Origin of the sequence: Cellulophaga sp. BC115SP (genome assembly GCF_009905545.1) — a bacterium.
GTDB lineage: Bacteria > Bacteroidota > Bacteroidia > Cytophagales > Spirosomataceae > Flectobacillus > Flectobacillus rivi.
Window position 1 is genome coordinate 1 of record NZ_JAAALB010000051.1, and the last position, 12,622, is coordinate 12,622.

Annotated in this window: 9 protein-coding genes; 3 read left to right on the forward strand and 6 right to left on the reverse strand. The window is 37.4% G+C overall.

All coding sequences use genetic code 11. The features are described from left to right. Positions 1-229 precede the first annotated feature (229 nt). A complete protein-coding gene (locus GVN22_RS23330; RefSeq protein ID WP_166553426.1) occupies positions 230-616 on the reverse strand; it encodes a VOC family protein in 387 nt (128 codons plus the stop codon). Positions 617-717: 101 nt separating this feature from the next. On the opposite strand from GVN22_RS23330, the gene GVN22_RS23335 reads away from it, so the two are divergent. Then, a complete protein-coding gene (locus tag GVN22_RS23335; RefSeq protein WP_166553427.1) occupies positions 718-1,467 on the forward strand; it encodes a DeoR/GlpR family DNA-binding transcription regulator in 750 nt (249 codons plus the stop codon). Between the two features lie 193 nt (positions 1,468-1,660). Here the strand turns inward: GVN22_RS23335 and GVN22_RS23340 are convergent, their stop codons facing one another. From GVN22_RS23340 to GVN22_RS23360, 5 genes are all read right to left on the reverse strand, one after another. Next, the gene (locus GVN22_RS23340) at positions 1,661-3,112 is read right to left on the reverse strand and encodes a hybrid sensor histidine kinase/response regulator (protein ID WP_166553428.1); all 1,452 of its coding nucleotides are present in this window, start codon (positions 3,110-3,112) and stop codon (positions 1,661-1,663) included. Between the two features lie 8 nt (positions 3,113-3,120). Further along, a complete protein-coding gene (locus GVN22_RS23345) occupies positions 3,121-4,674 on the reverse strand; it encodes an ATP-binding protein (protein WP_166553429.1) in 1,554 nt (517 codons plus the stop codon). Positions 4,675-5,042: 368 nt separating this feature from the next. Then, on the reverse strand, positions 5,043-6,449 hold the full coding sequence (locus GVN22_RS23350) for a sigma-54 dependent transcriptional regulator (RefSeq protein ID WP_166553430.1): 1,407 nt from the start codon (positions 6,447-6,449) through the stop codon (positions 5,043-5,045). 269 nt (positions 6,450-6,718) lie between these two features. Further along, positions 6,719-7,789: a M42 family metallopeptidase gene (locus GVN22_RS23355; RefSeq protein ID WP_166553431.1), complete on the reverse strand. Its 1,071-nt coding sequence runs from the start codon at positions 7,787-7,789 to the stop codon at positions 6,719-6,721. A gap of 169 nt (positions 7,790-7,958) precedes the next feature. Next, entirely contained in the window at positions 7,959-9,515 is a 1,557-nt protein-coding gene (locus GVN22_RS23360; RefSeq protein WP_166553432.1) for an acyl-CoA carboxylase subunit beta, read from the reverse strand. Positions 9,516-9,992: 477 nt separating this feature from the next. Here GVN22_RS23360 and porQ point away from each other — a divergent pair, with 477 nt between their 5' ends. Both porQ and hslU read left to right on the forward strand, forming a co-directional pair. Further along, entirely contained in the window at positions 9,993-11,021 is a 1,029-nt protein-coding gene (gene porQ / locus GVN22_RS23365; protein ID WP_166553433.1) for a type IX secretion system protein PorQ, read from the forward strand. 153 nt (positions 11,022-11,174) lie between these two features. Next, a complete protein-coding gene (gene hslU, locus GVN22_RS23370) occupies positions 11,175-12,566 on the forward strand; it encodes an ATP-dependent protease ATPase subunit HslU (protein WP_095163529.1) in 1,392 nt (463 codons plus the stop codon). Positions 12,567-12,622: the final 56 nt, after the last annotated feature.

The window sequence follows — 12,622 nt, forward strand, 5'->3', positions numbered from 1 at the left end:
CAAATCAAACTATTTTACTATTTTGATTACTTTAACTTGGCTAAAACTCAGGGCAACCTATTTTAGGCAAGGACAACAGCATTAAAATTATTCAAAAGTACATTTTAATATTTATTTAAGTCGTTGTGCAAAATAAGATTTGGTCAACTTTGAGTGTAAAGTATTGATATTTAAATATTCACCATTCACAACTCACAATTCATAACTAATACGTGTATGTTCTTTTGAATCAGGCTACTAGCTCGATTCTATTGTTTTCGGGGTCTAAAACTACACTTTCGTAATAGCCATCTCCTGTACGGCGAGGTTCGCCCACGATTTGAACGCCTTCTTTTCTCATCAATTCGGTAAGTTCATCAACTTTTTGTTCACTGCCCAACGCAAATGCAAAGTGAGTAATTCCTAATGTTTCGGTTTTAGGGTTTTCTCTTTCGGGAATTTGCGGTTTTTGCATTAATTCTATTCTTGCACCAGATGCAAAACTTAAAAAGTAAGACTCAAATTCCTTTGCGGGATTATGGTATTTTGTATTACATTTTGCCCCAAAATAGCGCATATAGAAGGATTTCATCTGCTCCAAGTCGCTTGTCCAAATAGCAATATGCTCAATAATCATAGTGTGAAAATTTAGTTGATGATGCAATTTTCCGAATAAAAACGTAAAAATCAAAATGTTTTTTATTAAATTTGTGAATAAAACCGAAATAAAACGAATTTATGCTAAGGGAAGAACGCCTTCAAATTATTCTCAAAATGTTGGAAACCAATCAAAGGGTTTCGTCAGTAGAGCTATCCGAGATTCTTAATGTTTCAGACGATACCATCCGACGTGATTTGAATGAGTTGGCCGAAAATGGATTACTCAAAAAAGTGCACGGTGGTGCTGTTCCTAGGTCGGCGCATCCCTACAAATTGAAGGAAAGAATCAAAGTGGCTCATGAAGAAAAAATGGTTTTGGCACAAAAAACACAAGCTTATTTTCATGACGGGCAAGTAATTTTATTAGATAATGGCTCTACCAATATGGAGGTGGCTCGTATGATGTCTCCCGATTTGAAGGCAACAGTTTTTACGAATAGTCTCCAAATCGCTCAAATTTTGTGTGAACATCCCTCTATCCAGCTTTTCTTTTTGGGCGGCAAAGTATTCAAAGATGCCCAAAATACTTATGGTGCTGAGGTGATAGAGATGCTTCAAAAAATTCGTGCAGATATATGTATTTTAGGGGTTTGTGGGATTCATCACAATATAGGTGTAACGATTCAAGATTGGGGAGAAAACCAAGTAAAGCGCAAAATGGTGGATATTTCTCAAAAGGTTGTCGCCCTTGTAACGGCCTCAAAAGTAAATACTGCTGAAAGCTACGTCGTGTGTACCTTGGATGAATTGGACGTGATGTTAACGGACGATTGTATCGATGAAGCTTTATTAAAAGATTATCAGAAACATGATATTGTAATTCAATAACTGGGGAAAGTGTAGAATTTTTTCTACATAAAACTGTGGAATATAATCTACTTAGCTAGGGAAAATACGCAGAATAGCAATTGGCACGAATATTTCAATAATAGAATTAAATATAATAGTGGTTAGGTATAGTTCAGAAAGGTGAGAATGATAATTCTCACCTTTTTTCTTTTTAAGACCACTAAAGAGATAATTAGGCTGCTTGGTTGTGAATAGGGAGGCTAATGATAAAAAGACTACCTTCGCCAAGCGTAGACTCCACCTCGATACTTCCTTTGTGAGATTGGATAATGTTAAGAGTCGCTGAGAGACCTAAACCAAATCCATTTGACTTGGAAGTAAAATAAGGCTCAAACAAGCGGTCTATCTGTTCGACTGACATTCCCATACCGTTATCTTTGATACTAATTAGATACGAAGATCCTTTAATGGCAGACTTTACCTCAAGGATTCCTTTACCTGTTTCCATAGCCTCAATGGCATTGATAACGATATTTAATAAAGCTATTTTTATTTGTTCTGCATCAATTTGTAATAGAGCATCCACCGATAAATCTTTACAAAGCTGAATATTCTTTAGGTTCAAACGGTCTATTGCTTGCTGAATACTTTCTTCAATAACCAAAGAGCCAGAATACATATTAAGTGAAACCGCCGCTGGACGATATGAATTAAGCAATTCCGAAATTAGGTCACCGATTCGTTTGCTATTGCGCTGTATAATTTCTAGGAAAAAATGTAGTTCTTCATCCTGTAGTTCTGAAGCCAGTTGGTCTAAGGAGAGATTTATATTGGTCAGAGGATTACGGACTTCATGCGCAAGGGTACGAATAAGACGCCCTGTTGCAGCTACTTTTTCAGAAATTACATGTTCTTTTTCTGCTTTTCTTACATGCGTAATGTCTCGAACTACTCCTAAAAAATGCTCCAAACCATTGCTGTCGGTTCGTTTGAAGGCATTAATCTGACAAAGTTTTTTTTCGCCTGATTTTGTCGTTAGCCATGTTTCGTAATTATCCAACTGCCCAGATTGAGCCAATTGAGTCGCAAAGTTTTGTCGACTAGCGTTGCTACCAAACATACTAATTGTTGTCATATTTCGAAGCTCCTCTGGACTATATCCTGTAAGTACCGAAACCTCTGGATTGAAATATAAAAAGCTACCATCTACGGGGCTTGTAAGTACAATTGCTTGCTGGATATTGTCAAAAATACTTTTGTACTGAGCCTCGCTCTCTCGAAGGGTTTGTAATGTTTGAGCGCGTTCTAAGGAGTAACGAATACATCTTTCAATTTTTTCGGTATCCAACTCACCTTTGATCAGATAATCCATTGCTCCAAGTTTCATAGCTTCTTCATCAATTTCTTTATGACCTTTACCCGTAAGCATAACCATAGGAGTCGATATACGATGTTCTTTTACGATTCTGAGCAAATCAAGACCTGTTTTTGCTCCTAATCTAAAATCAAAAAAACAGATATCGAACTTGATTTGGGTAAGTTTGCTAATGGCCATTGAAAATGATTTGGCCCATGTGACCTCAATGTTTTGACCGGGTATTTGTTTTAAATAATCACAAGTAAGAAAATAATCGTCTTCATCATCATCTACCAGTAGTAGTTTTATATTTGAGCGGGATAACATAATAGTGTTTAAGGTTTAAAAGGTAAATATAGGGTAAATATGGAACCTTGTTGTAGGGTACTTTGGGCGCTTAGGTGCCCTCGATGATTTTCAACAATTTTGGCACAAATCGCCAAACCTAAGCCAGTTCCTTCAAATTCGGCATTGCCATGCACACGATGAAACATGGTAAATATTTTTTCTTTATACTCTTCTTCAAAGCCGATACCATTATCGCTTATGGTAATTTTCCAGTATTGAGTGTCTGTGAGTTTTAGTTTAAGAATTTCTTCTAGAGAGGCTTCTTTTACCTTTATGCTTACTATTGGTTGTGTAGATTCGTCTACAAATTTAATGGCGTTTGAAATTAAGTTTAAAAATAACTGGTGCATTTGAGATGGAAAAGCCTGAATAATAGGCAAGTCATCTACGGTAATTTGTGCATTCTTTTTGGCAACAGCGATTTCCAAATCTCCTATAGCATTTTGAACAATTTGGTTGAGATTTACCTCCGAAAAGGGGAGAGGAATATTGTTACGGGATATTCTCGAATAGGCTAACAGATTATCAATCAGACTTTTCATTCTATCGCTTGAATACAAAATTCTATCTACAAAAAAACGACCGTCCTCGTTCAGATCATCTGCGCATCGCTCAATGAGCTTGTTGGCAAAAGCAGTAATTTTGCGCAATGGCTCTTGCAAATCATGCGAGGCAATGTAGGCAAACTGCTCCAAATCTTGATTAGAACGAAATAGCTCCTCAATCTTTTTTTCAAGGGCTAGCTCATAATTCTTTATTTGGGTAATATCAGCAGATGTTCCAAGTACTTTTGTGACATTTCCTTCCGCATCTAAATAGCACTTCCCCTTTACTGCCAAATACTTGAATACTCCTTTGGCATCAATAATCGAGTGTTCAAACCCATAATAGGTCTTTTTGTCTTGTACAGACTGCATAGAAATGCTTTTGGTATATTCTAGTTCATGCACTGGAATATGCTTCTGATAGAAACCAAAGGTCATCTCTTTGTCTTCAAAATCTTTGGCATCGTAACCAAAAACTTCATATAGCCCGTCAGACCAGCTAACAGTGTCAGCGCCAACATACCATTCCCAACTACCGTATTTAAAAATTTTCTCAGCTTCATTGAGTTGATTTCTTTGTTGAAGTATCAGCTCATTATGCTTTTGAAGTTGCGTAATATCTTCTGCAATATGAAGTATTTCAAATTGGGCTTCAGGACTTTGACTTCTCAAAACCATACTTCTATGGCGCAAAATAACCTTCGACCCATTTTTATGTTTTACCTCAATATTGTATTCAATGCGTTCGCCTGTATTGATGATTTTATTGTACTCTCCGAGCCTGAGCTCCCATTTCATTAACTCGCTTTCACTTAGGGCAAAATCTAGAGAAAAGTCATTTTGAATCAAATCCTCTTTTTGATAACCAAGAATATCCGTAAACTTTCGATTCATGAAAGTAATTTTTTTGGACGGAAACTCCTGAATATAAACCAAGTCTGGTATGAGTTGGATAAACTTTTCTAAAGGTATATTGTCTCGTTGATATAAAGGCATTTGGGTTCTATGTTAAGTTTTGGAAAGGAGTTACTCATCAAGCTATGAACAAACAAAGTAGTGTATTGTTTGTTGTAAAGTTTTTCTTGAAACTACCCATGGTATTTTTAGAAAAAACTATTCCTAGCATTGGTTTGATAAATAGTTTTGTAAGTTTTGACTTACTTTTTTATTTGAAATATATGTTGAGTTGGAAGAGTATAAGTTTTAATGTAGAATTGTGAGGCATTAAGCTATTGTCAAATGTCAATAACCGATTGCCTAAAGTGTAATATTACAAAATGATATTGTGTTAGTTTTTAAATGTAAAGTTTTGATAAATAGTAATTTATGTAAATAAATCATCATTCGAAATACATCACTACTATTTACATATTATAATTATTCATTTTGTTGTAAAGGGTTTTTCTATCTATGCCTAAAAGTTTGGCTGCTTTGCTTTTATTGTAGTTAACTTGTTTCAAAACCTGCAAAATTGTTTCGTACTCGGCATCGGAGGCTACAGACTTAAGATTAAGATGCTGGGCTGGTTCTTGATAACTACTTTCGGGAGCACGTTGCTCGAAAGGCGTGTCAAAAACTAGGAGTCGTTCATGATTCATAAGCTCAAAGGGCAGACTTTTGGCTTCTATATAATCCTTCTCAGAAAGTAGCGTAGCTCTTTTAATGACATTGCGCATTTCGCGAAGATTGCCAGGCCAACCATAGGTTTTAAAAACCGCTTCAACCTCTGGTGCAAAAGTGGTAATGTTTTTGTCAAGTTCTTCGTTGGTCTGGGCCAAAAAGAAATGTGCAAATTCCATAATATCTGATTTCCGCTGACGAAGTGGAGGAACTTCGATACTAAATTCATTAAAGCGATGATACAAATCTTCTCTGAATTTCCCTTTTCTGCTAGCCTCCAAAAGCCTTTCGTTAGAGGCAACAATAATTCTTACATCTACCGAAATTTCTTTTGTTCCACCGATTCTTCTCAGGGTTCTTTCTTGCACCACACGCAAAAGCGATACTTGAACGTCGTAAGGTAAATTAGCTACCTCATCAAGAAATAAAGTGCCACCATTTGCCATTTCGAAGTGGCCAATTTTTTGATTGATGGCACCTGTAAATGAGCCTTTTTCATGACCAAATAATTCGCTGGCGGCTAATTCTTTAGAAATTGCACCACAGTCCATCGCCACAAAAGGACCATTGGCTCTTTTGCTTCTCGCATGGATTTCTTGCGCGATTGACTCTTTGCCCGAACCACTTTCTCCATAAATAATCACGCTATAGTTAGTAGGAGCAACAAGGTCTAACTGTCTGAATAAGTTTTTTGACTCTTGTCCCGAACCAGCAATATGGTCTTTTTGTACTAAGCCTTTTTTGGGGCTATTAGCTTTGGGTCTGTTGGGCGATATACTTGGTGTTTGGGTTGCCTTTTGTAAAGCGTTTTGAATAGTTACCAAGATTTCATCGGGAAATAAAGGTTTTGTAATATAGTCTACAGCACCCATTTTCATGACGTTTACCGCCGTTTTTATATCCGAATATCCAGTTATTATAAGTACGGGAAGTAGAGGTTTTTTTTCATGTATTTTCTGTAAAATAGTTGCACCCGTCATGTCCCCTAATCGGAAGTCGGTCATGACTAAATCAGGGTGAAACTCATCAAGTAAAACGAGTCCACCGTTACCACTTTTTGAAATTGCTACCTCATAGCCATTTTTTGTAAGAAAGCGGCGCAACAGCATACAAATGTCTGTGTCGTCGTCTATTACAAGAATTTTTTGCATTCTTTAGTTTGTTTAAATTATTCGTAAAGGATAATAGTTGGTTGAGTATAGTAATAGTAAAAGCCAAATGGATAGGTATTAGCAATTCATAATATTTATGAAGTACAGTAAGTAAAAGTAACTCCCAGTGACGGTAAAGGTAGATTTACTTAGTAATCGAAGTTAGTTGATTTTTGATTTTTTCCCTAAAAAGAGGTTATAAAATTAAATTCCCAGTAAATGAAAAGTATCACTTACTGGGAATTATTAATATGATTCTTGGGGTGTTCCTATTTAATATAACGCCAATCTTCGTTTCCTTTCAATGCCAACAATGATTCATAAATCAAGTTGATAACAGCCTGAACATCGTCTTTATGTACAGTTTCAACCGTTGTGTGCATATATTTTAGTGGAAGCGAAATCAAAGCTGAAGCAACGCCTTCGGTAGCATAAGCAAACGAATCGGTATCTGTACCCGTAGAACGAGACACAGCCTGACGTTGAATAGCTATTTCTTTTTCTGTAGCAACATCAATAATGAAGTCACGAAGGTTGTTTTGTACTGCTGGTCCGTAGCAAATCACAGGACCTTTACCACATTTCAAGTCACCTTGTTCTTTTTTGTTGTACATAGGCGATTGAGTATCGTGTGTCACGTCAGTTACGATAGCAACATCTGGTTTCAAACGACGAACAATCATTTCGGCACCACGCAAACCAATTTCTTCTTGGACTGCATTTACTACGTATAAAGTGTAAGGAAGCTGAATGTTGTTTTCTTTCAAAAGACGAGCCACTTCTGCAATCATAAAACCACCCACACGGTTGTCGAGTGCACGACCTACATAAAAGCGGTCATTGAGTTCAGTAAGTCCATCTTCAAAGGTAACCACAGTACCTACGTGAACGCCCATTTCTTCTACCTCTTTTTTATTGGCAGCGCCAAGGTCGATAAAAATGTCGTTTACAGTTGGAGCTTTATCTTTACCCAAGTCACGCACGTGGATAGCAGGATACCCGAATACCCCTTTCACAACGCCTTTTTTGGTATGTAGGTTACAACGCATTGATGGAGCAATAACAGCGTCAGAACCACCATTGCGACGAACGAAAATATAACCGTTATCGTCGATATAGTTTACAAACCAAGAAATCTCATCGGCGTGTGCTTCAATTACCACTTTGTAAGGCTGTCCAGGATTAATCACCCCAACAGCAGTGCCATAGACGTCAATGATGGTTTCGTCGATGTAAGGTTTTAGGTAATCCAACCAAATTTGTTGACCTGCAGCTTCAAAGCCAGTGGGCGAAGCGTTATTCAAATATTCGTAGAGGAAGGTTTTTGATTGTTCTGTCATTGTAATAATGAGTTCTATTGTTGTAATAATATCCTTTTAGTAAATAACACCGAGAATAGGATATTAATTTTTGAAATAATAAAAAATCTGCTTTTTACAAAAATACAAAACCCCAAAGGTTTTAAAAGCCCTTGGGGTTCTAAATCTAAAATAATACCATCAATGCTGATTATAATGGAATATTTCCGTGCTTTTTGCGTGGTAGATTCGCTACTTTATTTTCCAACATTTTGAATGAGCGAATCAATTTTTGACGAGTATCTGAAGGTAAAATTACTTCGTCGATATAGCCACGGTGTGCAGCACGATATGGGTTAGCAAATTTCTCTGTATATTCGTCTACTTTTTCTTGAAGTTTTTCTTCTGGATTTTCGGCAACTGCAATTTCCTTTTTGAAAATAATTTCGGCAGCACCTTTAGCGCCCATTACCGCGATTTCGGCGGTTGGCCATGCAAAATTCATGTCTGCACCAATATGTTTCGAGTTCATTACATCATACGCACCACCATAAGCTTTACGGGTAATTACAGTGATACGTGGCACTGTAGCCTCGCAGAAAGCATAAAGTAATTTTGCTCCATGATTAATAATTCCGCCCCACTCCTGATTGGTACCTGGCATAAAGCCTGGGACGTCTTCAAGTACTAGTAATGGAATATTGAAGCAGTCACAGAAACGAACAAAACGAGCTGCTTTCATACTTGCCTGAATATCTAACACACCTGCCATGACAGCTGGTTGATTGGCAACAATACCGATACTACGACCAGCAATACGAGCAAATCCCACCACGATATTTTCTGCGTAATTTTTGTGTACCTCAAAGAAAGAATCGCTATCAACAATATGGTCGATAACTTCCTTCATATCATAAGGTTGATTGGGATTTTCAGGGATAATTTTATCTAATTCTTTTCTGATTTCGCTGGCAGATTCATACGCTAGGGCAGGGGCTGTTTCTTCACAGTTTTGTGGAATATAAGAAAGCAAACGCTTGATGTCATTGATACAGCTTACTTCGTTTGAGCATGAAAAGTGTGTGACCCCAGACTTCGTCGAATGCGTTGAAGCGCCTCCAAGTTCTTCAGATGTAACCACCTCATGCGTAACTGTTTTAACAACGTTAGGTCCCGTTACAAACATATATGAGGTGTTTTCGACCATCATAATAAAGTCGGTAATAGCTGGAGAATACACCGCACCTCCTGCACATGGCCCCATAATAGCCGAAATTTGTGGAATTACACCTGAGGCAAGGGTATTGCGGTAGAAAATATCTGCATATCCTGCCAATGACATTACGCCTTCTTGAATACGTGCACCTCCTGAGTCGTTTAAGCCAATTACAGGTGCGCCACTCTTCATGGCTAAATCCATGATTTTGCAGATTTTTTCGGCAAAGGTTTCTGACAATGCACCACCAAATACAGTAAAGTCTTGAGCAAAAACATACACCAAACGACCATTGACAGTACCGTAGCCCGTTACAACGCCATCGCCTAGGTAATATTCTTTTTCTAGACCAAAGTCTTTACAACGGTGCATGACAAATTTGCCAATTTCCTCAAAAGAACCTTCGTCCATCAACAAAGCAATACGCTCACGAGCTGTTAGTTTGCCTTTTTTATGTTGAGCTTCAATACGTTTTTCGCCACCTCCTAAAAGAGCTTCGGCGTTTTTACGCTCTAAAATTTCAAATTTCTCTTGGTTTGTCTTTACCTTCATGGTATTCCTATGGTATTTGTTTTGTATTTGTGTCAAATATAAAGGGCAGAAATTAGATAACGTGTAAAATTGATATAGTTTATTTAAAATTGTATATTTTGAAGTTTTAATTTTGAATTATTTTGAGAAAACTCATGAAAAGTTATTACATAAAGGCATATCCCTTATTTGAACGGTACTAAGAATCAGTAGAATACTCATCAAAGAAGGACGTAGATATATAGTAATTGAATCTTTTCTGTTACTCAATTACCAAAAAAGAATAAGATTTTAAAAACTAGTAGCGTTGTACTCTCTTTACTAAATGCGCTCTGGGAGCAGCGGATAACTCCGCATGCAAAATTCACAACTCGTATTTACTTATATTGAGAAATCCTATCTTTGTGCTTCATAAAGTAAGTGGAGGAGGTTTTTGATGATTGGCTTCATCATTTTGATAGAACAATAAAAAATAGCTTTGCCGTGTTTAGAGGGTATATGTTACAAACAATTACGAAGATAACCTTAAGCGTATTACTGACAGGAATAGGGATAGATGTTTTTGCCCAAAGTAATGACACGCAGGCCTATAGCTTTTTGAAGATACCAACATCGCCCACAGTTGCTGCTTTGGGAGGTATTCAGAATAACCTGAAAGATGTCAATGGCTTTTTCCAAAATCCTGCACTTGTAGATTCTTCTCAAAAAGGTAAAATTTCTCTCAACTTTATGCCTTATTTTCAACAGTCAAAATTGCTTTCAGCTACGAGCAATTTTGCTGCATTCGGGCGTAGTTGGGGGATAGGAGTCCAGTATTTGGACTATGGGGATTTTGTTACAACTGACCCCCTTGGAACTCAACAAGGACAGTTCAAAGCCAATGATTTTGCGCTTAGTTTAGGAACATCACAACAGCAGGGCAATATCCGTTTTGGTGCTAGTCTCAAGCTGGTGGGCTCTACCATCGAACAATATAACTCTACAGCTTTATTGGCAGATATTGGCGCTATTTTTATACATCCCAACCAAGAACTTTCATATTCTTTGGTTGTCAAAAATTTTGGTTTTGTGCTCAAAGATTATTCTCCTACGAGCGATAGTCAAGTGCCTTTGGATGTACAAATGGGGTTACATTTTAAACCTCTAAATATGCCTGCCAAGTTTTCGTTGATGGCACATCATCTTTACAAATATGACATAGCCTACACTAACCCCAACGTGGTAGTTACCGACCTGAATGGTAATATCATAAGCCAGAAAGCTGGTGTGGTTGATCAAGTAGCACGACATTTGGTGTTTGGGGTAGAGTTATTATTTAGCAAAAATCTTCAAGCACTCATCGGATATAACCACCTTCGTAACCGAGAATTAAGTTTGACAAAAGGTTCAAATTTTGGTGGCTTTTCGGTTGGTTTACGTTTCAAGACAAAATATCTTGAACTGTCCTATAGCTATTCGGGTTATCATGCTAGCGCTTCAGCCAATAGTTTTGGATTGATTTTAGACTTGAAAAAAATAGTAAAATGATATTTCTCTTTGGGAAATCTTGTGATTGCGCCCAAAGAATTCAATAAATTTACCGAAAATATACGTTAACTAATTTCCCTAACGAAAACCTTAGAATTACTTGAGTTTGCCTTATACTTACTGATGTAATTCTCACGATTGAAAAATATGAATATGACAAACTTAGATGTATTAACTCCAAAACAGATTGTAGAAGAGCTAGACAAGCATATTATTGGTCAGCACGATGCAAAGAAAAACGTTGCGATTGCCTTACGTAACCGTTGGAGAAGAATGAATACCCCTGCTGATATTCAAAAAGAGATTACACCTAATAATATTTTAATGATTGGTTCGACGGGTGTTGGTAAAACTGAAATTGCTCGTCGTTTGGCCAAATTAGCGGATGCGCCATTTACCAAAGTGGAAGCTTCTAAATTTACTGAAGTTGGCTATGTCGGTCGCGATGTCGAATCAATGGTCAGAGACTTAGTCGAATCTTCGGTGCATTTGGTACAACTTTCCAAGAAAGAAGCCGTAAAAGACAAGGCTACCGAAGCTGTTGAAGAAATTATTTTGGAAGCACTTGTGCCAGCGATGCCAAAAGTTTCGAAAAAAGCTAAAGCAGAAGCTGCGGCCAATCCAGATGCTATGCCTGTTTCTGATGAGGAGTTGAATCATAAAACGAGAGAGTTATTCCGTGAAAAGTTACGTCGTGGCGAATTGGAGCATCGTAAGATAGAAATTGATGTGAAAGCCTCGAACTCTCCCAATATCGGTGTAATGGGTGGACCTATTGACGAGATGTCCATGATGAATATTCAGGAGATGATAGGGGGAATGATTCCTAAAAAGCAAAAGAAAAGAAAACTTACGATAGCTGAAGCTCGCAAAATTTTGATGGAAGAAGAATCGTCAAAATTGATTGATATGGACGAGGTAAAGGAAGAAGCCATTCGTAAAGCCGAAAATTTAGGGATTATTTTTATTGATGAAATTGATAAAATTGCCTCTAATCGTAGTGGCGGAGGTGGTCCAGATGTAAGCCGTGAAGGTGTGCAACGTGACCTTTTGCCGATTGTGGAAGGTTCAACCGTAAATACCAAATATGGCGTGATCAATACCGACCACGTTTTGTTTATTGCAGCTGGAGCTTTCCATGTGTCGAAGCCAAGTGATTTGATTCCTGAGTTACAAGGTCGTTTTCCTATTCGTGTCGAACTACAAAGTTTGAAAGAAGAGGATTTTTATAGAATCTTGAAAGAACCGAAGGGTGCATTGACAAAACAATATGAAGCTTTGCTAGCTTCTGAAAATGTTGAATTATCTTTCAATGACGATGCGCTTCAGGAAATTGCGAGTATAGCCTACAATGTCAATACCGAAGTCGAAAATATTGGTGCGCGTCGTTTGCAAACAGTTATGTCACATTTGCTTAATGATTTAATGTTTGATATTCCAGATGTAATTACGCCAAATGCTAAGGTTGTTGTTACGAAGGAATTGGTAAAAGAACGTTTAGGAGGATTGGTGAAAAATCGTGATTTAAGCCAGTTTATTTTATAAATTGTATTAGAATAATGAAAAAGCTCTCTAGCAATAGAGGGCTTTTTTTATGTAAA

Bases quoted from the DNA above. Each gene is read 5' to 3' on its own strand.
- GVN22_RS23340 (WP_166553428.1), bottom strand. From the start codon at position 3,112: ATGTTATCCCGCTCAAATATAAAACTACTACTGGTAGATGATGATGAA.
- GVN22_RS23350 (WP_166553430.1), bottom strand. From the start codon at position 6,449: ATGCAAAAAATTCTTGTAATAGACGACGACACAGACATTTGTATGCTG.
- porQ (WP_166553433.1), top strand. From the start codon at position 9,993: ATGTTACAAACAATTACGAAGATAACCTTAAGCGTATTACTGACAGGA.
- GVN22_RS23355 (WP_166553431.1), bottom strand. From the start codon at position 7,789: ATGACAGAACAATCAAAAACCTTCCTCTACGAATATTTGAATAACGCT.
- GVN22_RS23335 (WP_166553427.1), top strand. From the start codon at position 718: ATGCTAAGGGAAGAACGCCTTCAAATTATTCTCAAAATGTTGGAAACC.
- GVN22_RS23330 (WP_166553426.1), bottom strand. From the start codon at position 616: ATGATTATTGAGCATATTGCTATTTGGACAAGCGACTTGGAGCAGATG.
- GVN22_RS23345 (WP_166553429.1), bottom strand. From the start codon at position 4,674: ATGCCTTTATATCAACGAGACAATATACCTTTAGAAAAGTTTATCCAA.
- GVN22_RS23360 (WP_166553432.1), bottom strand. From the start codon at position 9,515: ATGAAGGTAAAGACAAACCAAGAGAAATTTGAAATTTTAGAGCGTAAA.
- hslU (WP_095163529.1), top strand. From the start codon at position 11,175: ATGACAAACTTAGATGTATTAACTCCAAAACAGATTGTAGAAGAGCTA.